This is a genomic window from Streptomyces sp. NPDC006476 (assembly GCF_040612015.1).
GTDB classification, from domain to species: domain Bacteria; phylum Actinomycetota; class Actinomycetes; order Streptomycetales; family Streptomycetaceae; genus Streptomyces; species Streptomyces griseorubiginosus_B.
In genome coordinates, this window is record NZ_JBEXPK010000015.1 from 81,177 (window position 1) to 100,264 (window position 19,088).

The 19,088-nt window shown below is 73.4% G+C and carries 16 protein-coding genes and 1 tRNA gene; 5 read left to right on the forward strand and 12 right to left on the reverse strand.

Annotation, left to right across the window (positions count from 1 at the left end; genetic code table 11):
* The first annotated feature begins 50 nt into the window (after positions 1–50).
* From ABZZ74_RS18870 to ABZZ74_RS18880, 3 genes are all read left to right on the forward strand, one after another.
* The gene (locus ABZZ74_RS18870; RefSeq protein WP_356766374.1) at positions 51–863 is read left to right on the forward strand and encodes an ABC transporter permease; all 813 of its coding nucleotides are present in this window, start codon (positions 51–53) and stop codon (positions 861–863) included.
* A 63-nt stretch (positions 864–926) separates the two neighbouring features.
* Entirely contained in the window at positions 927–1,514 is a 588-nt protein-coding gene (locus ABZZ74_RS18875) for a helix-turn-helix domain-containing protein (protein WP_356766227.1), read from the forward strand.
* 14 nt (positions 1,515–1,528) lie between these two features.
* Positions 1,529–1,717 (forward strand): hypothetical protein, encoded by a 189-nt coding sequence (locus tag ABZZ74_RS18880; RefSeq protein ID WP_356766229.1) that lies wholly within the window; start codon positions 1,529–1,531, stop codon positions 1,715–1,717.
* On the opposite strand, the gene ABZZ74_RS18885 is transcribed toward ABZZ74_RS18880, so the two are convergent.
* The 3 genes from ABZZ74_RS18885 to ABZZ74_RS18895 are packed head-to-tail and all read right to left on the reverse strand — an operon-like array spanning position 1,714 to position 4,447.
* Positions 1,714–2,505, reverse strand: a complete 792-nt coding sequence (locus tag ABZZ74_RS18885) for a S16 family serine protease (RefSeq protein WP_356766231.1) — start codon at positions 2,503–2,505, stop codon at positions 1,714–1,716. The genes ABZZ74_RS18880 and ABZZ74_RS18885 overlap by 4 nt on opposite strands.
* Positions 2,506–2,558: 53 nt before the next feature.
* The gene (gene menC, locus ABZZ74_RS18890; RefSeq protein ID WP_356766233.1) at positions 2,559–3,668 is read right to left on the reverse strand and encodes an o-succinylbenzoate synthase; all 1,110 of its coding nucleotides are present in this window, start codon (positions 3,666–3,668) and stop codon (positions 2,559–2,561) included.
* On the reverse strand, positions 3,665–4,447 hold the full coding sequence (locus ABZZ74_RS18895; RefSeq protein ID WP_356766235.1) for a chorismate synthase: 783 nt from the start codon (positions 4,445–4,447) through the stop codon (positions 3,665–3,667). Before ABZZ74_RS18895 ends, menC begins: the two co-directional genes overlap by 4 nt.
* Before the next feature lie 119 nt (positions 4,448–4,566).
* On the opposite strand from ABZZ74_RS18895, the gene ABZZ74_RS18900 reads away from it, so the two are divergent.
* Complete coding sequence (locus tag ABZZ74_RS18900; protein WP_356766237.1) at positions 4,567–6,108, forward strand: helix-turn-helix domain-containing protein; 1,542 nt, start codon at positions 4,567–4,569, stop codon at positions 6,106–6,108.
* A gap of 496 nt (positions 6,109–6,604) precedes the next feature.
* Here the strand turns inward: ABZZ74_RS18900 and ABZZ74_RS18905 are convergent, their stop codons facing one another.
* The 3 genes from ABZZ74_RS18905 to ABZZ74_RS18915 all read right to left on the reverse strand — a co-directional run bounded on the left by ABZZ74_RS18905 (position 6,605) and on the right by ABZZ74_RS18915 (position 10,998).
* A complete protein-coding gene (locus tag ABZZ74_RS18905; protein WP_133046296.1) occupies positions 6,605–7,246 on the reverse strand; it encodes a helix-turn-helix domain-containing protein in 642 nt (213 codons plus the stop codon).
* Between the two features lie 305 nt (positions 7,247–7,551).
* On the reverse strand, positions 7,552–9,354 hold the full coding sequence (locus tag ABZZ74_RS18910) for a DEAD/DEAH box helicase (RefSeq protein ID WP_356766239.1): 1,803 nt from the start codon (positions 9,352–9,354) through the stop codon (positions 7,552–7,554).
* 180 nt (positions 9,355–9,534) lie between these two features.
* Complete coding sequence (locus ABZZ74_RS18915; protein ID WP_356766241.1) at positions 9,535–10,998, reverse strand: MFS transporter; 1,464 nt, start codon at positions 10,996–10,998, stop codon at positions 9,535–9,537.
* A gap of 171 nt (positions 10,999–11,169) precedes the next feature.
* Here ABZZ74_RS18915 and ABZZ74_RS18920 point away from each other — a divergent pair.
* Positions 11,170–11,244: transfer RNA gene (locus ABZZ74_RS18920), tRNA-Cys, on the forward strand.
* A gap of 57 nt (positions 11,245–11,301) precedes the next feature.
* Here ABZZ74_RS18920 and ABZZ74_RS18925 read toward each other — a convergent pair.
* From ABZZ74_RS18925 to ABZZ74_RS18950, 6 genes are all read right to left on the reverse strand, one after another.
* Positions 11,302–11,706 (reverse strand): hypothetical protein, encoded by a 405-nt coding sequence (locus ABZZ74_RS18925; RefSeq protein ID WP_356766243.1) that lies wholly within the window; start codon positions 11,704–11,706, stop codon positions 11,302–11,304.
* An 83-nt stretch (positions 11,707–11,789) separates the two neighbouring features.
* Positions 11,790–12,959 carry an SUKH-4 family immunity protein gene (locus ABZZ74_RS18930; protein WP_356766245.1) on the reverse strand — a complete coding sequence of 390 codons (1,170 nt, stop codon included), beginning with the start codon at positions 12,957–12,959 and terminating at the stop codon, positions 11,790–11,792.
* Positions 12,960–13,113: 154 nt separating this feature from the next.
* Positions 13,114–13,641, reverse strand: coding sequence for an AAA family ATPase (locus ABZZ74_RS18935; RefSeq protein ID WP_356766247.1), 528 nt, complete (start codon positions 13,639–13,641; stop codon positions 13,114–13,116).
* 11 nt (positions 13,642–13,652) lie between these two features.
* The gene (locus ABZZ74_RS18940) at positions 13,653–15,962 is read right to left on the reverse strand and encodes a molybdopterin cofactor-binding domain-containing protein (RefSeq protein ID WP_356766249.1); all 2,310 of its coding nucleotides are present in this window, start codon (positions 15,960–15,962) and stop codon (positions 13,653–13,655) included.
* Complete coding sequence (locus tag ABZZ74_RS18945) at positions 15,959–17,968, reverse strand: 2Fe-2S iron-sulfur cluster-binding protein (protein WP_356766251.1); 2,010 nt, start codon at positions 17,966–17,968, stop codon at positions 15,959–15,961. The genes ABZZ74_RS18940 and ABZZ74_RS18945 overlap by 4 nt, the downstream gene beginning before the upstream one ends.
* A complete protein-coding gene (locus ABZZ74_RS18950; protein WP_356766253.1) occupies positions 17,965–18,858 on the reverse strand; it encodes an FAD binding domain-containing protein in 894 nt (297 codons plus the stop codon). The genes ABZZ74_RS18945 and ABZZ74_RS18950 overlap by 4 nt, the downstream gene beginning before the upstream one ends.
* Positions 18,859–19,088 lie beyond the last annotated feature (230 nt).

A 19,088-nucleotide genomic window follows, 5' to 3' on the forward strand; every position in this document is an offset into this window, starting at 1 on the left:
GGGACCGGGCGGGCGGGGAGCGCGGTGCGGAGGTCTGGAGGGACGGATCGGTGGACGTCTCTGTAGAGGCCAGGGTGGCCCGGCTGTCGCCCAGCCTGGCACCACCGCGGATCACCTGGCAGAAACTGACCGTCCTGCCGACCGCCATCCTCGCCGTGTTGCTGGCGACCTGGCTGTGGTTCCGGCAGGCCACGCTCGACCGGATCTCCGAGCACGCCCTCTCGGACGGCCAGGTGTCCGAGGCGCTGTGGCAGCACGTCGAACTGACCGCCATCTCCACCTTCTTCGTCCTGGTCATCGCGATCCCGCTGGGCGTCCTGCTGACCCGCGGAGCGTTCCGGAAGGCCACCCCGGTGGCGATGGCGCTCGCCAACGCGGCCCGGGCAACCCCGGCGATCGGCCTGCTCGCCCTGCTGGTGATCTGGCTCGGCACCGGCATACGGGCCGCGCTCATCGGCATGATCGTCTACGCCGTCCTGCCCGTGCTGTCGAACACCGTCGCCGGCCTGAGGGCGAACGACCCCGCCCTGCTGGAGGCGGCGCGCGGCATCGGCATGTCTCCGCTGGGCGTGCTCGGGCGCGTGGAACTGCCGCTCGCGGTCCCGCTGATCCTCGCCGGGGTGCGCACCGCCCTCGTCCTGAACGTCGGCACGGCGACCCTGGCGACCTTCGCCGGGGGCGGCGGCCTGGGCGTCCTGATCACCACCGGCATCACCACCCATCGGATGCCGGTACTGGTCCTGGGCTCGGTCCTCACGGTCGTCCTGGCTTTACTGGTGGACTGGCTGGCGTCCCTCGCCGAACTCCTGCTCAGGCCCCGGGGGTTGGAGGCGGGGGGAGGGCAGTGCCAGTCGGGATGCTGACAGCGTCCACGAGTTACAAAGAAAAGGTTGCAAAGAAGCATTTGCAGCGCTACCTTTGCATGCATGGCCGAGCAGCCCGAAGAACGTCCTTTCCGCACTCTCGACGCCCGCTCCCTGCGCGGGCTCGCCCACCCCCTGCGCATGCAGCTCCTGGACGCACTGCGCTTCGGCGGTCCGGCCACCGCTTCTCAACTAGCCGAGAGACTGGGTGAGTCGAGCGGAGCCACCAGCTACCACCTGCGTCAGCTTGCGGCGCACGGTTTCGTGGAGGACGACCCCGAGCGGGGCAAAGGACGGGAGCGGTGGTGGCGGGCCGCCATCCAGGGACTCCTCTTCGACGACAGCCTCCTCACCGACACCAACCCCGCCGTGCGGGGAGCGGCCGACACCTATCTCCACGAGGTCGCCACCGCCCAGGGCCGGGAGCTCGCGACCTGGATCGGCACCCGCCAGGACTGGCCCGAGGAGTGGAACCAACAGTGGGACATGAGCAGCATGACCCTCCGCCTGACCCCTGAACTGGCTCAGGAACTCGTCGAGAAGATGCACGCCCTTGTCGAGAGCTACCGCGATCTGCCCGCCACCGAGAACGACCCGCAGGCGAAGACGATCCGCGTACAGACGCGCACCTTCCCCCTGACCACCCACTGAGAGGCCTGGCTCCGATGCACCCCGAAACCCACCTCACCCTCCACCACGCCCGAGCGGCCGAGCTCCACGCCGAGGCCGCCGCCCACCGCCTCGCCGCGCGGGCCAGGGTGCCGCTCGATCTGCGCAGCCGGCTGGGCTGGACCCTCGTCGAGGTCGGTCTGCGGCTGGCGTCCGCGAAGCGGCGGCCGGCGCTGGTCGGCTAGCAGCTCGGTACGGAGCCCTTGCCGCCCTCCAACGCCACCAGGGAACCGACCGCACCCTTCAGCGTCGTCACCGGGACCAGGCGCAGTCCCTTCGGCAGTTCCGACTTGGCGTCGCCGCACTCGTCCTTCGGCACCAGGAACACCGTCGCCCCGTCCCGCCGCGCCGCCTGCGTCTTCAGCGCCACGCCGCCCACCGCGCCGACCCTCCCGTCGGCGCTGATCGTCCCGGTGCCGGCGACGGTACGGCCCCCGGTCAGGTCTCCCCCGCTCCCGTTGCCGTCGAGCTTGTCGATGATGCCCAGCGTGAACAGCAGCCCCGCGCTCGGGCCGCCCACGTCGGCGAGCCTGAGGGTGACCTTGACGTCCTTCGCACTGAGGTCGAGGTACTTCAGCGCCGCCTGGGTAGCGGCGTCCTGCGACTCCTTCATCTGCGCCGTGTTGTGCTGCTCGATCTCCTTCGTGCTCTGCCCGCTCGGATAGACCGAGTCGCGCGGCATCACGGCCTTGTCCGTGGCGAACCATGCGGAGAGCACGTCCCCGAGCGAGACCCGGGTGTCCGGATTGGTCGCCTCGATGGTCGTCATCCGCAGCTGCCCGCTCGTCTGCCGGGACTTCGCACCGGAGATCGTGATGACCGGTGTGCCCTGGTTGTCCCCGAGGACGTTCGCCGTCATCCCGGGCTGCGCCAGTGAGAACGGCAGCGGCGCGAACACGGCCGTGGCGATCAGCGCCACGACAGGTGCGGCGCAGACGGCGAGGGCCTGGGGGCGTGTGAGGCGAGAGAGCACGGGATCAATCTAACGTGACGGTGACTTCCGGCCAGGCGTCGGTCGGGCGACGGTCAGCTCACGTACAAGTCTCGCCGCTCCCGTGTGAAGCGCCGCAGTGCGTCCGGCAGCGGTTCGATACCGATCCCGGGGGCGGTCGGGACCGTCAGGTGGCCGTCCTCGAGGACGAAGGGCTCGGTGATGTCCTCGGCGAAGTAGCGGGAGGAGGCCGAGGTGTCGCCGGGGAGGGTGAAGCCCGGGAGAGCGGCCAGGGCGAGGTTGGGGGCGCGGCCGATGCCCGTCTCCAGCATGCCGCCGCACCACACGGGGACACCGTGCGCGTGCGCCACGTCGTGGATGCGGCGGGCCTCGAGGTAGCCGCCCACCCGAGCGGGCTTGACGTTGACGACCCGGCACGCCTCCATCGCGATCGCGGAGGCGGTGTCGCGGGCGTTGTGGAGGGACTCGTCGAGGCAGACGCGGGTCGTCAGGCGCCGCTGGAGCTGTGCGTGGGCGTGGAGGTTGTTCTCCTCCAGCGGCTCCTCGATCAGCAGCAGGCCGAACTCGTCCAGACGCCTGAGGTGCTCGGCGTCCGCGAGCGTGTAGGCCGTGTTGGCGTCGACCTGGAGGGGCAGGGCGTCCCCGAAGCGGTCGCGCACCGCCCGTACGGGCTCCACGTCCCAGCCCGGCTCGATCTTCAGTTTGATGCGGACGTAGCCCTCGGCGAGGTAGCGCTCGACGTCGTCCAGCAGCTGCGGGACCGAGTCCTTGATGCCGACGGAGACGCCCGCCGGGACACGGTCGCGGACGGCTCCGAGGTAGGTCGCGAGGGACATGCCGTACGAGCGCAGCTCCGCGTCGAGGACAGCGGTCTCCAGTGCCGCCTTCGCCAGCTCGTGGCCCTTGGTCTTCGCCAGGGCGGGGGCCAGGGCGGCCGTGGTGAGGTGGGTGAGGGCGGTGGCGCGCGGCAGCAGGAAGTCCCGCAGCACGATCTCCGCGCCGGCCACGAACTCGGAGCAGTACCGCGGCTCGGGGTCGGCGGCGAACTCCGACCAGCCCTCGGCCTCGTCCGTGACGACGTGCAGCAGGAAGGTGTCCTTCGTGGTCATCGTGCCGAAGGAGGTGCGGAAGGGGGAGACCAGGGGGATCGCGACATGGACGATCTCGACGCGTTCGAGCTTCATACGGCGGAGTCCTTCCGGGGCTTCCGGGTGAGCGTGTACCAGCCGTCGCGGGACATCCCGGTGGCCGTGAAGCCCTGCGCGAAGGCCTCCGTGAACACCTCGCGGACGGCGTGCCGCCAGCGCAGGGCGAGACGGGGGTCGGCGGAGCGCAGCTTGACTATGTCGTCCGGGACGCGGCACCAGACGTGCCGGTCGGCGCGGTCGCGCCGGGCCAGCGTCCCGCCGTCGGGTGCCGTGTGCGTGGCGGGCGCCGTCTCGCGGTCACCGGTCTCGTCCGGTGCCTGCGGCCGGACGAGTTCCCAGGTGGCCGTGAGCCGGTCGCTCTCGTCGCCGTCGTTCACGCCGTCGGCCATGGGGCCGTAGAAGTCGACGAGGTACTCGGTGCCGGTCGCGCCCAGTTTCGCGAGGTTGAAGCGGGCGTTGCGGCCGATCAGCGGGTCGAAGGTCCAGCGCATGGTGCGGGCGCCGAGGTCCAGGGCCCAGGCCCGCTGGGCCTGCTTCACGTGGTAGCCGAGGCCCTGGTCCGCGGCGGCGACCAGCGAGTACGTGGCCCGGTCCGGCCCGAACACGGCGGCGGACGCCCCGGCGAGCCGGGTCCCGTCGTAGGCGGCGTGCACGGCGCCGCCCGCGTGGACGAGGCTGCGCAGCACCTCGGCCGGATAGGGCGGGGAGCTGCGCGGGGTCTGCCACACGTCGCTGAAGTGGTCGGCGACGGCCGTGAGGCCGGCGACGTCGTGGACGGTGCGGATGGTCACTCCGGGCGGGCGGTCGAGCGTCATGCGACGAGTCTCGTCGGCGGGTGCGGCCGGCACATTGTGCGAGCGGACAAGGCGCGCGTACGTTCGTTTCCCGATCGGCCAACCGTTCGCCCCCTCACCACCGGCCCCGGGAGGAACCCATGGACGCCTGCACGCTCGGCGACCTCCTGGACGTCATCGGCGGACCCTCCGTCCACCTGCACACCGCCCCCGCCGGACTCACCGTCCCCGTCACCGAGGCGCTGCTGTACGACGCCCACGCCCCGCAGCAGCGCGCCCCGGGTGCGCTGCTCCTGGCGGTCGGCGTACGGGCGGTCGCGGCCGGGCCGCTGGTCCGCGTGGCCGCGCAGGCAGGGATGACCGGGCTCGTCGTACGCGGCCCGGACGGCCCGGTCGGGGAGGCCGAGGCGCACGGCGTGGCGCTGCTGTCGGTCGACCAGGACGTGGCCTGGCACCAGGTGCATCTGCTGCTGTCCTCGGCGATCGGCGCCCGGCCCACGCCCTCGGCCGGCGGTCTCGGGGACCTGTTCGCGCTGGCGGATGCCGTCGCGGCGGCGACCGGCGGGGCGACGGCCGTGGAGGACCCGCGCCAGCGGATCCTCGCCTACTCCACCGTGCCCGGCCAGCCGGTCGACGAGGACCGCCGGCAGGGCATCCTCGGCCTGCGGGTCCCGGTCGGCGCGGCCGACACCGAGCAGTACCGGGCGCTGTTCGCGGCCCCGGGTCCGCTGCGGCTGCCCGCGCTGCGGGACGGTGACCTGCCCCGTCTCGCGGTCGCCGTCCGCGCGGGCGGCGAGACGCTGGGCTCGGTCTGGGTGGTCGACGCCGGCTCGCTCGCGCCCGACGCCGAGGACACCCTGGCGCAGGGCGCGTCCACGGCGGCGCTGCTCCTGCTGCGGGCCCGGGCGGCCCAGGAGCTGGCCCGCCACCACAACAGCGACCTGCTGCGCCGTCTGCTCGACGGCACGGCGGACGCGGCGACGGCCGCGCAGCGCCTGGGCCTCGACGGGCCGATGCGGGTCGCCGCGTTCGTCCTCGACGCCGCGAGTCTGCCGGACGCCGAGCAGACCGCCCTGCGCCTGCTGGACGTCGTACGGCTGCAGTGCGAGGCGCGTTACGGGCGGCACGCGTGTGTGCCGGCCGACGGGGTGGTGTACGCGGTCCTGCCGGGGTCCGGTACGCGCCACAAGCGGCTGGCCGAGGACATCGTGGCGCGGGCGGGGCAGGCCTTGCGGGTGTCGGTGCGGGCCGCGCTGGGGGACGTGGTGGCGGGGCCGGCGGAGCTCGCGGGGTCGCGTCAGGACGCCGAGCTGGTGCTGCGGGTGCTCGGGCCGGAGCTGCCGGTGGCCACGCTGGACGAGGTGCGTCCGCGGGTGACGCTACTGCGGCTCGCGGAAGTGCTGGGCGAGCAGCGGGAGTTGAGCGAGGGCGCGTGGCGCCGGGTGCTGGCGTACGACGCGGAGCGCGGCACCGACTACGCGCGCACGCTGGTCAGTTGGTTCGACGCGGGCTGCGACATGGCGGGCGCGGCGAAACTGCTCGCCGTGCACCCGAACACCTGCCGCTACCGCCTGCGGCAGGCGCAGCAGCACGTCGGGATCGACCTCGACGATCCCGACGAACGGCTGGTGCTGTGGCTTCAGTTGCGGACGCTTGCGGGCCTCACCGGAGCCACGCCCTGAGCCGCTCCTCGGATGTGCGCTGGTGGCCCACGGGGACGTACTCCCCCGCCGTGCGCGCGAACGCCATGGCCTGGGCGCCTCCGGGGGCGCGACTCAGCGCAGGGGTTCGGCGGCCCCCGGTGGCGCGATTCAGCGCACGGCTTCGGCGGGCACCCGGTGGCGCGGCTCAGCGCACGGCTTTTTTCGGGCGGCACCCCGTGGCGCGGCTCAGCGCAGGGCCTGGGCGCCTCCGGGGCGCGGCTCAGCGCACGACTTCGGCAGCCCCCGGGGGGCGCGGATCAGCGCACGACTTCGGCGACCCCCGAGGGGCGCGGATCAGCGCACGGCTTCGGCAGCCCCCGGTGGCCCGGTTCAGCGCACGGCTTCGGCGGCCCCCGGGGGGGGCGCGGCTCAGCGCAGGGCCTGGGCGCCTCCGGGGCGCGGATCAGCGCACGGCTTCGGCAGCCCCCGGTGGCCCGGTTCAGCGCGGGGCTTGGGTGGCTCCTAGTGACGTGGGTCAGCGCAGGGCCTCGGCGACCTCTCGTGCCGCGTCGACGACGCGGGGGCCGACCCGTTCCGGCACCGCGTCGGCCAGCATCACGACGCCGACGCTGCCCTCGACGCCCGTGACCCCGAGCAGCGGGGCCGCCGCTCCGCTCGCGCCGGCCTCCAACTCCCCGTGGGTCAGCGTGTACCCGGGCTCCCCCACGGGCTTGGCCCGCGCGGAGAGGATCGCCCGGCCGGCGGCGCCCCGGTCGAGCGGGTGCCGGAAGCCTGCCCGGTAGGCCACGTGGTAGTCCGTCCAGGTCGGCTCCACGACGGCGACGGCCAGTGCGTCCGCCCCGTCCACCAGCGTCAGATGCGCGGTCGCCCCTATGTCCTCGGCGAGCGAGCGCAGCGCCGGCAGCGCGGCCTCGCGCACCAGCGGATGCACCTGCCGCCCGAGCCGCAGCACGCCGAGCCCGACCCGGGCACGGCCGCCCAAGTCCCGCCGTACGAGCGCGTGTTGTTCGAGGGTGGCGAGCAGCCGGTACACGACGGTCCGGTTGACGCCCAGTTTGTTGGAAAGCTCGGTGACGGTCAGCCCATGGTCCGTGTCGGCCAGCAGCTTGAGGACACGCAGTCCTCGGTCGAGCGTCTGAGAGGTCTCCGCGGTCACGACGCCCACTCCTCCAAGTGGTGAGGTCGGCGGTCTCCGCGCGACGATGCGTCACCGAGTCCCGTCAGTGACGCGCAACAGAGGCCGCCGATCGGCCGGCGGTCCGGCCGATACCGGACCGCGTCGCTTCACGGCTGCGCTCCGCGGCGGCGCTGCCACGGGGCGTGTGCGTAGCGGGACATTAGCGGTGCGGGTTCGCTGAGCGGAAGTCTCCGTCCAGAATCCGGGCACTGGCCGGGACCGAACTACCTCTGTTTGTCCTGATACGGACGGTGCGCCACCACGTCCCCGCAGGGCGCCCGGCGTCACTTCATGCGAGTCGCCCACTCCTGCACCTTGGCGATCCGCTGCCGGAGCTGACCGGCCGTGGCCTCGGCGCTCGGCGGACCGCCGCAGGTGCGCCGCAGCTCGGTGTGGATGACACCGTGCGGCTTGCCGCTCTGGTGGACGTACGCGCTGACCATGGTGTTGAGCTGCTTGCGCAGCTCCATCATCTCCTTGTGCGAGACCACGGGCCGCCGCTCGGCGGGCAGCTCCAGCAGGTCGGCCTCGGCGTCCGGCTTCTTGCGGCTGTGCGCGATCTGCCGAGCCTGCCGCTTCTGCAGCAGCAGCTGCACCTGGTCGGGCTCGAGGAGTCCCGGGATGCCGAGGTAGTCCTGCTCCTCCTCGCTGCCCGGGTGGGCCTGCATGCCGAACTCGGCGCCGTCGTACAGCACCCGGTCGAAGACGGCCTCGGACTCCAGCGCCTCGAAGGCGAACTGCTCCTGCTCGCCGGTGTCCTCGTCCTGCTCCTTGTTCGCCTCCTCCATCTCCTTCTCGGACTCGGCGTACGGGTCCTCCTCGCCCTCCTTCTTCGGCTTGTCGAGGGCGTGGTCGCGCTCGACCTCCATCTCGTTGGCGAAGGTGAGCAGGTCGGGGACGGTCGGCAGGAAGACGGAGGCGGTCTCGCCGCGCCGCCTGGACCGCACGAAACGCCCGACGGCCTGGGCGAAGAAGAGCGGCGTGGAGATGGTGGTGGCGTACACCCCGACCGCGAGCCGCGGCACGTCGACGCCCTCGGACACCATCCGCACGGCGACCATCCACCGGTCGTTGCTCTGGCTGAAGTCGTCGATCCTCTTCGAGGCACCGGCGTCGTCGGACAGCACGAGGGTCGCCCTGCTGCCGGTGATCTCGCGGATGAGCTTGGCGTAGGCGCGGGCGGAGTCCTGGTCGGAGGCGATGACGAGGGCGCCGGCGTCCGGGATGCCCTTCCTGACCTCGGTCAGCCGCTGGTCGGCGGCGCGCAGCACGCTGGGCATCCACTCGCCGCGCGGATCCAGGGCCGTACGCCACGCCTGGCTGATCGCGTCCTTGGTCATGGGCTCGCCGAGCCGGGCGGCGATCTCGTCACCGGCCTTGGTCCGCCAGCGCATGTTGCCGCTGTAGGAGAGGAAGATGACCGGCCGCACGACGTGGTCGGCGAGGGCGTTGCCGTAACCGTAGGTGTAGTCGGCGGCGGACCGCCGGATGCCGTCGTTCCCCTCCTCGTACGTGACGAAGGGGATCGGGTTGGTGTCGGAGCGGAAGGGCGTACCGGTGAGCGCGAGGCGGCGGGTGGCCGGCTCGAAGGCCTCCAGACAGGCCTCGCCCCAGGACTTGGAGTCACCGGCGTGGTGGATCTCGTCGAGGATGACGAGGGTCTTGCGCTGCTCGACGCGGTTGCGGTGCAGCATGGGCCGCACGCCGACGCCGGCGTAGGTGACCGCGACGCCCTGGTAGTCCTTGCCGAGCGGGCCCGCGCTGTACTCGGGGTCCAGCTTGATCCCTATCCGCGCCGCCGCTTCCGCCCACTGCTTCTTCAGATGCTCGGTCGGCGCGACCACGGTCACCTGCTGCACGACGTGGTGGTGCAGCAGCCAGGAGGCGAGCGTCAGCGCGAAGGTCGTCTTGCCGGCGCCGGGGGTGGCGACGGCGAGGAAGTCACGCGGCTGCTCCTGGACGTACTTCTCCAACGCCCCCTGCTGCCAGGCACGCAGCTTGCTGGCGGTGCCCCAGGGGGCGCGGCCGGGGAAGGCGGGAGAGAGGTGGTGGGAGTGCGAGGCGGAGCTGGCGGCGGTGGTAGTCACGGTCTCCGTGGGGTGGGTCGGGCGGCTCGGAGGATTGGATTGGGGCTCGGCTACGTATGACAACCGGGCCACCCTACCGGCGGGCCCCCGCTGTCCATGCGCGTACCGGGGCGGGTCGTCCGTGGGTGGGACCGAGGTCACAGTCGCCGCGGAAGGCTCGGCTCGTCACGGCACGCTCCGTCACCGCGTCGCGTGCCCGGCGGCCCTCACCCGCGTCGCCACCCACGCCCCCAACAGCGCCACGACGGCCATCGGCAGGAACACGGCCGCGAAGGCGGCCGGATGGTGTCCCGAGCCGGAGACCGTGGCCGCCGTCGCGGTCGCGGTCGCCGTGTGGGCCACCGCCCCGCCGCCCAGCGCCGCGAAGGCCGCGCCGCCCGCCGACAGCATGACCACGTTGGACAGGCCGTCCGAGATCTGCAACGCGGCGGAGTTGGCGCCGGCCTCCTCGGGGGCGGACAGCTTCAGCAGCAGCACGCTGGTGGAGGCGATCACCAGGCCCATCCCGAAACAGCCGAACGCCCAGGCGACGGCCACGGTCCAGGCAGGCACGGAGTCGACGAGCACGCTCGGGGCGGCGGCGATGGCGGCGGCCACCAGCACCATCCCCACCACCATCAGCCGTTCCCGGTACGGCTGGACGCGCGCCCGTGACTGCACCCAGGACCCCACCGCCCAGGTCACCCCGCCCGCCGCGAGGGAGAACCCGGCGAGCGTCGGCGACAGGCCGCGCTGGGTGACCAGCATCAGCGGCACGAAGGACTCGGCCGCGATGAACGACCCCGCCGCGACCCCGCGCAACAGCACCACCGACGGCAGCCCGCGCGCCGCGCGGTACGTGCCGCGCGGGAGCAGCCCCCGTACGGCCGGCACGAGCAGTGCGGTGCCCGCGAGGGCGGGGAGCAGGGAGAGCGGGCGCAGGTCCTGGGCGGCGTACTGCAGGAAGCCGGCGCCGAGGGAGATGGCGAGGGCGAGTCGGATGCGCCGCCGGTCGAGGGAGGCGTCCGCGCAGCCGTCGACCGGGCCGGCGGCCCGGTGCCGGATCTGCGGCAGGGCGATCGCCAGCGGGAAGACGACGAGCACCGGGATCCCCAGGAACACCCAGCGCCACCCGAGATGTTCGGTCACCGCGCCCGCGGCCAGCGGGCCCACCACGGACGGTACGACCCAGCTCGCCGCGAAGGCAGCCATGATCGCCGGCCGCAGCCGCTCCGGATAGGCGCGCCCGACGACGACGTACAGGGCGACGATCACCAGCCCGCCGCCGAGCCCCTGCACGGCCCGTCCGAGGACGAACACCCACATGACCCCGGCGGTCCCGGCCACCACCAGCCCGGCGGCGAACGCGCCGATCCCGGTCGTCAGCGGCCCGACCGGTCCCCGCCGGTCCGACCACTGCCCGGCGAGCACCATCCCGAACAGACTGGTCGTGAAGTACCCCGAGAACGCGAACGCGTACAGCCCGACCCCGTCCAACTCCCGCGCGGCGACCGGCATCGCGGTCCCCACGGCGGTCGCCTCGAAGGCGATGAGCAGCACGACGGACACGATCCCGACACTGAGCGCCCGGTGGGCCCGCCCCAGCACGCTGTCACCAGCGGTTCCCTCTACGACTACGGCATCGCGCGGCTCCAGGACGGTCATGCCCGCCAGCGTAAGGTCCACAACCCCGGTTGACCCCTGTCGGGGGTCTGGTCCGCCTTGCGACCTTGGTCGTAGGCCCCTTTCATGAACGGCGTATGGCAGTCCCGTTGCGGCACCACGGATTCCCTTGAGCCCCACGCCCACCCCGCCCTACGGTCATCCCAACGACACGGCCGTGTGCCCGAGTGGTTCAGGGACTCGCCTGCAAAGCGAGTTACGCGGGTTCGATTCCCGCCACGGCCTCCATCTGCCCCACCAGGCAGGACGGAAGAGTGAGGCTCCGGTCGGCGGGATCGGTGGAGGTCAGCCCGCTGAGCAGAGGCCGTTGGTCGGGCAGAACATCACCCATGTGAAGTTGTAGCCGGTCCGTACGGTCACGGGGTTCGGCGTGGGGCCGTCGTTGATGTAGGACCCGGAGTCGGGTGTGGCGGTGAAGGTGACCCTCGTTCCGACCTGGAAGCTCGCGGTACAGGTTCCGGTCGGGTTCGGGGCCGGGTCGCCCGCGTACGGATCCCATGCCGACGTATGGCAGTTGATCCCGGCGGGTTGGCTGGTGATGGTCCCGCCGCCCCAGCCGTCGCTGACGTACGCGGACAGTTGGGCGGTGGACTGAGCCTGTGCCGGGGCGACGGAGGCGATCGCGGCGGCCGTCGCGAGTGCGGTGACGACACCGGCCGCACGCCAAGCGCCGCGTCTGGTCTTCCTCATGGGAGGCTCCTCGGATCGAACCATGTCGACCCCCTGTGACCAGCCTATTCGCCGCCCCGAGTATGCGCTACGGGAGCGTGGGGTCAGAGGACCCCGCCCGGCTCGTCCTGGAAGGCCTGGGTCCAGTAGTGCCAGTCGGCCGCGGTCGTCGTGGCGGTGGCGGTCGGGTCGATCGACGTGAGGACCTGGAGCATGGTGGCGGCCAGTTGGTCGTAGGCCTCGGTGGACAGCTCATGGGAGAGCGCCCGGTCGATGGTGCGCTCGCGGTGGTGCAGCCACAGGGTGAAGGCCAGAGTGGAGACGTCCGTGTTGAGGGGGTACAGCCTCGCCTCGGGCTCGCTCCAGTTCAGGACCTCGCCCGTCGCGCCGTCCACCACCAGGCTGTTGTCCTCGACCAGATGGCCGAGGCGTATCAAGTGGTCGGCCCGTGCGGGGAGTTCGAAGGGGGACGCGGTGCCGGGGCGGTCGTCCGCCGCGTATTCGGCCAGGGTCTGGAGGGGGACCTCGGTGTCCAGGCGGAAGAGCACCGTCTGCTCCGGCAGGCCCGTCTCACGCAGGAAGCGGCGGGTCGGCTCATGGGTGAGGGTCGACGGGAAGTCGACGTCCTCGTAGCGGGCCACGCGCCCGTGCCCGAACTCCTCGTCCAGGAGGCGGGCGGGGACGTCCAGGGTGAGGCCGGAGTCCGTGCCGGGGCCGGCCGCGAGGGCGAGGGGGCGGATCAGCGCCGCGGCCTTCCAGTACGGCGGGACCCTGCCGTCCGTGCCCTCCTCGAACAGGGCGAGGAGCCGGCGGGAGGCCTCGGCCGCGGCCTTGGTTCCGTGGCGGCCCGCGTAGGACGCGAACTGGCCGCGCAGGTCCGCCAGTTCCTCGGTCACCGTCGCGAACCGCACCAGCACCTCCAGCGAGGGCGCCAGCGGGCGGCTGTCCATCAGCTCGAACAGGTACGCCGTGCTGATCTCGCCGGTGCCGCCGTCGAGGAGGATCGACTCCGGGTCCATGCCGGCCGGGGCGAGGAGCTCGCCTATGACCAGCCGGTCCCGCAGCTCCGTCGGCAGGTCGGGATCGTCGGCGTCGGTGGACTGGGCCACCGTGCGCAGGCCGCGCGTGCGCAGGGCCGTGAACGTCAACAGGGCGCCGTCGGAGGGGAGTCCGGGGCCGGTCAGCCGGTGCCGCGTCGGCGCGTGCGTGACGTACGGATCGAGTTGGTCCTCGGTGAGTCTGATCACCCCGACGGCGGTGTCGGTCCTGCTCATTGCTTCCCCCGCATGTGTTGCGTCACATGAACTTCGTCGCGTGTGGGCTCGGCGGCCGGCCATCATCCATCGGCCATCACCCACTTCTCAGAACACTACGCCCCACCACTGACAACGCCCTGGAATTACCGCGGGCCGACGCATCCCAGGACGCTCAGCGCACCCTCGCCCGTTCCCGCCCCGAGAGAATCGCCTCCACCGTCTCCCCCACACTCAGGCCTGTGGTGTCCAGCCACAACCCGATCCGCGGCGTCGCCCCGCGCAACACGCCGTCCAACTCCGCGAGCGTCCAGGCCCCGTACCCGGTCTTCGCCCGTCCGGCCTCCCGCGCCGCGACCGCCTCGGGGCTCGGCGCCAGCACGACGACATACAGGGGGCGGGTGCGGAACAGGTCGACGTACGCCGTCAGTTGCTCCCCGAGGACGACATCCTGCACCACCGCCGTGAAGCCGGCCTCCGCGTACGCGTCCGCCGTCCTCGCCGACAGGCGGTGGCGCAGGCGTAGTTGGGACTCGGCCTCGGCGCCGGCGTCCGGGGCGTAGTCCTCGCGGCCAGAGACGATCATGCGGCGGAAGGCGTCGCCACGCACGTGTGCCGCTCGCGGCAAGCGTTCCGCGAGCGCCTGCGACACCGTCGACTTGCCCGACGCCATCACTCCCGTGACGACGACCACGCCTCGCACCGCGCTCGGCCCTACTGGCCCGTCACCACCGCTGCCTGCGGGCGGATCGGCAGGCGGTTGACGGGGCGGCCGGTCGCCGCGCGGACCGCGGAGGCGATGGCCGCCGGGGACGTCACCACCGGTACCGCGCTGACCGCCTTCGCGCCGAAGGGCGCCACCACGTCGCGTTCCTCGACGAGTTTGACGATCCGGACCTCCGGGGCGTCCAGGGCCGTCGGCAGCGCGTAGCCCGTCAGGTCGGGGTGGCGGATCAACCCGCGCGCGGAGCGCAGGTTCTCCGTGAGCGCTATGCCGACGCCCTGGGTGACACCGGCCTCGATCCGGGCGGCCAGCTGGGCGGGGTTGAGGACGCGGCCCACGTCCTGGGCGAGCGCCAGCTCCACCACTCGTACCGATCCGAGTTCGATGTCGACGTCGACGACCGCGCGGATCGCGCAGAAGGCCATGCCCACGAAGGCGTCGCCCTGGCCGTGCTCGTCGAGCGGCTCGGTCGGGTGCGGGCGGCACTGGGCCGTGGCCCACAGCTCCTTGCCGTCCATCGCCTCGGTGACGGTGGTGGACAGCACACCGTCGTACGAGGTGATCTTGCCGTCGGTGATCTGCAGCAGCTCGGTCGACATGCCGAACTTGTGCGCGAGGGGCTGCAGGAGCTGGGTGCGCACCATCTTGGCCGCCCGCTCGACCGCACCGCCGGACACCCAGGTGTGGCGGCCGCGGCAGCCCGCGCCGGCCGGCGGCTGGTCGGTGTCGACGGGCGCCACGTGCACCTCGTCGATGCCGAGCGTCTCCTGGACGATCTGCCGGGCCAGCGTGGTGAAGCCCTGACCGGTCTCCACGGCCGCGCAGAGCACGGTCGCCACGCCGTCCTGGACCTTCACGGTCGCCGTGGACACCTCGTCGGCGCCCTCCGCGCCGAGCATGTGCACCATGCCCAGGCCGTAGCCCACGCCCCGGCGCACCGCGCCCGGTTCGCCCGCGCCCTCGGGGCCGCCGGGCAGCAGCCACTCGTCCTCGGGGGTGTCCTTGGGAAGGGCGGGGAGGGGGAAGTCCCGTACCGCCTGCAGGAGTTCGGCGACGGGTGCCGGGCAGGTCACGGTCTGGCCGGTCGGGAGCACGTCCCCGGTGGCCAGGGCGTTGCGGAGGCGGAGTTCGGCCGGGTCGACGCCGAGTCTCTTGGCCAGCTTGTCCATCTGCGCCTCGTAGGCGGCGCAGACCTGCATGGCGCCCTCGCCGCGCACATGGCCGGAGGGCGGGTTGTTGGTGCGGACGGCCCAGCCCTCGATGAAGGCGTTGGGGACGACGTAGGGGCCGCAGGCGAAGCCCACGGCGGCGGCCAGGGCCTCGGAGGAGGCGTCGGCGTACGCGCCCGCGTCGAGCAGGATCTGCGCCTCGACCTTGACCAGCTTGCCCTCGGCGTCGGCGTGGTGCCGGTAGCGCAGGAGGGTGGGGTGGCGGTGGGCGTGGCCGAGGAAGGACTCTTCGCGCGTCGCGGTGAGTTTGACCGGGCAGCCGGTCTTCAGCGCCAGCAGGCCGAGCGGGAGCTGGAAGCCCTGGTCCTCGCGGTCGGCGGTGGCGCCGGGGACGCCGGTGACGACGATCTTGACGCGCTCGGGTTCCAGGCCGTAGCAGGCGGCGGCCGTGTCGCGGTCGGTGTGCGGGTCGGTGGAGGCCAGGTACAGCTCCACGCCGCCGTCGGGGCGCGGGACGGCGAGCCCGGCCTCGGCGCCGATGGGGGCGGGGTCCTGGCGGCCGATGCGGTACAGGCCCTCGACGACGACCTCACCGACCGCGTCGGGGTCGCCGTGGCGCAGCGGGATGTGCCGGATCAGGTTGCCGTCGGGGTGCAGCGGCTCGGCCTCGAAGGCCTGCTCGGGGTCGGTGACCGGGTCCAGGACCTCGTACTCGACCATGATGGCCGCGGCGGCCATGCGGGCGGTGTCGGGGTGGTCGGCGGCGACGGCGGCGATGGGCTCGCCGTGGTGGCGCACGACCTCGGAGGCGAAGACCGGGCGGTCGGCCGTGCCGCGCCCGTGGCGGGCGGAACCCGGCACGTCCTCGTGGGTGACGACGGCCCGGACGCCGGGCATCTCCCGCGCGTGGGAGGTGTCGATGGACACGATGCGCGCGTGCGCGTGCGGGGAGCGCAGGACGGCCGCCCACAGCAGGCCCTCGGCCCACAGGTCGGCCGCGTACGGGAACGTGCCCTCGGTCTTGGCGCGGGCGTCGGCGGCCGGCAGGGAGGCGCCGAGGCCGTGCGGCAGCGGCTCGGGGGCGGGTGCAGCCTCCGCGGTGGTGGTCGCGGTGGCGGCTTCGTTGCTCACGCCTGGCCTCCGTCCTGTCCGTAAGCCTGGTCGCGCGGTCCCGTGGGCCCTGGGTTCATGGCCCCGGGTGCCTCGAACGCCGACGGGTTGACACCGCCGGCACCCGGGCCCGCCTGGTGAGGAATACGCGCCTCGTTGCCGTCGTGTTCGGCGGCCTCGGCGGCGGCGTGCGCCTCGCGTTCGGCGACGACGTCCTTGACGGCCTCGACGACGCCCCGGTAGCCGGAGCAGCGGCACAGGTTGCCGCACAGGGCCTGGCGGGTCTCCAGTTCGCTGGGCGCCGGGTTGCCCTCGAGGAGGTCGTGCACGGTCATCGCCATGCCGGGTACGCAGAAGCCGCACTGCACGGCGCCGCACCGGGCGAGCGCGCGCTGCACGTCCGAGGGCTGGCCGTCCTCGGCGAGGCCCTCGACGGTCCGCACCTCACTGCCGGAGGCGGTGACGGCGGGGACGAGGCAGGAGGCCACCAGCCGCCCGTCGACCTGGACGTTGCACGCCCCGCACTCGCCCTGTGAGCAGCCGTCCTTGGCGCCGGCCAGGCCCAGCCGCTCGCGCAGCACGTACAGCAGCGACTCGCCGATCCAGGCGTCGGACACGGGCCGTTCGACACCGTTGACGCGCAGGACGTAGGAGGCGAGGGGGTGTTCCTCGGCGGGGGGCAGCGGGGACGGCTCCTCGGCCGAGTCCGGCTGATCCGCCCGGTCCGCCGGGGCCGGTCCGGCGCGGGTGGCGTCGGGGTCGTCCGAAGGGGCGTCGGCGGTCGCGGCGTCGGCCGCCTCGCCCGCGTCCCGCGCTCCGGCCACGGCGTCCACCGCCCCGGCGGCCTCCACGGCCCCCTCAGCGGCCTCCGCGGCCCCCTGGGTCCCCTCGGCCACCCCGGCGGCCTCACCGGCCCCCTGAGCGGCCTGTGAGGCTGCTACGGCGGCATCGGCGGCGGACTCGTAGGGCTCACCGGGATCGGCGAGGTGGGCCAGGGCGGAGCCACCGGAGGTGTGATCGGCGGTGTGGGCGGTCCGGTCCCCGGCCATGTGCGCGTGCTCGTCGCCCCCGGCGCCGTGGGCGCGGGCGTCGGGGTGGCCGGCGTTCCCGGGCGGGCGCTCGTCCGCCCCGCCGTCGTGCTCGGGGGCGTGGCCCGGGGTCCCGGCCGGGTGCGGCTGCCCGGCGTACTCGGCCGTCGGAGACGGGGTGCCGTGCGGCTGCTCGCGGTCGTGGGCGGGTCCCGACGTGTACTCCGGCCGGTCCGCTCCCACGGGCGCGTGGCCCGAGGGCTCCGGTGCCGACGCGCCCGGCTCGACGCCGGTACGCGGCGAGGACTGCTCGTGCGCGGGGCCGTCCTGCGGGTCGTATCCGGTCCCGGTCCGCGCGTCGTGCGTCCGGCCGGGGAGTGTGCCCGTCGAGGACTCGTGGGGGCGGCCGGTGCCGTCCTCGGCGCCCGGTGCCTCCGGCTGGTCCCAGGGCCGGCCCGCCGCCTCCGTCGCCCAGGGGGCCGCGGCGCCTCCCGGGAGCGTCGACGGAGGCGTCCCGCCCCACTGCTGGACCAGGGACGAGGTGGTGAACTCGCCCGATTCGTCCGGGAGATCGCCGTCGGCCACCGGGATCGACCACTGGCCGGTCACGTCGTGACCCGGCGCGGAGGTGGGCGTGTGTCCCGTCGGCTGCGGATCCTCGTAGGTCCACTGCTGTGTGGAGGCGGGGTTGTACGTGAAGCGGTCGTCGCCCTCGGTGGGCGCGGCGGCGTTGGGGTCGGGCCACTGGGAGCCGTCGGCGGGGGCGCCCCACGGGCCGGCCGCCCCCTGGTCGGTCCCCGCGCCGGGCGTTATCTGCGGGGGCACGTACCCGTGCCCCCGCGCGGCCAGCGGGCTGTCGGAGGCGGCCAGGAGCGCGTCGATGCCGCCCTCGGGGAGCTTCACGAAGGCGGTGGCGCCGTCGTCGTAGTCGCCCTGGGGCAGCGGGTCCCAGCGGCCTCCGCTGCGGGGCGTGCCCTCTCCGTGCTGGTCGTCGGTCACGACAGCGCCCTCCCCAGTGCTCGTCGGGCCAGCGCGGCGACGGTGCGCCGCAGGTGCAGTACGGCGGGCGGGAGCGGTTGGACGGTGCCGTCCGCCTCGGGAACGGGGTCGGGGATGCAGGCCGCGGCGACGTACTCGCCGAAGGCGTGCAGCGCCTCGGGGACGATCGTGCGGTTGTTGTCCCAGTCGATGAGCCGGGCGACCCACTGCTCGGCGTCCAGCGGACGCAGCGGCATCGGCGCTATGGCACCGACGGCGCACCGCACCCCGCGCCGGGCGGGATCGAGGACGAGCGCCACGGAGGCCATCGCGCGGCCCGGTCCGGTGCGTCCCGTCGCCTTCAGGAAGACCTGGGGCGCGTGCAGCAGCGGCACGCGCACGTACCCGATGAGTTCGCCGCCGCGCAGCATGTCGACGCCGGCCAGCAGATGCGACACCGGGATCTCCCGGCGGGCTCCGCCCGGGCCCGCGATGATCAGTGTCGCCTCCAGGGCGGCCAGCACCGGCAGCGCGTCCCCGGTGGGCGCGGCCGAGGCGATGTTGCCGCCCAGGGTGCCCGCGTTGCGGATGTGCGGCGGGCCGGCGGCGCGCGCGGCGGCGGCGAGCGCGGGGATGAGCGCCGCGAAGTCGGGGCGGCCCATGCGCGCGTGCGTGAGGCCCGCGCCGAGCAGGGCGTGCCCGTCGAGGTACTGCCAGCCGCGGATCTCGCTGATCCGGCCGAGGCCGACCAGCGCGGCCGGCCTGAGCTGCCCGGAGTTGACGGCGGCCATCAGGTCGGTGCCGCCCGCCACGGGTACGGCGGCGGGCACGGCGGTGAGCGCCGCCACGGCCTCGTCCAGGGTCGTGGGCAGCGCGACGGCCTGCGCCGCCTGCGGTGCGTGCGTGGTCAAACCGGCTGCCCCTTCCCGCTGCCCCCACCTGGTCCCACCTGTGTTGCCGTACGGTACGTGCTGACAGGGCGGACGTGGCAACTCTGGCACATCTTCGAGGCACCCGAAGACGGGGGTCCGCTAGGCGGCATTCGCCCCTCTCATCAGGGAGATGGTCCGTTTTCGCACAACATCACCGCTGCGCGCGAATTGGCACTCTTCGGTGATGCTTGCGACGTTTTTCCACCACC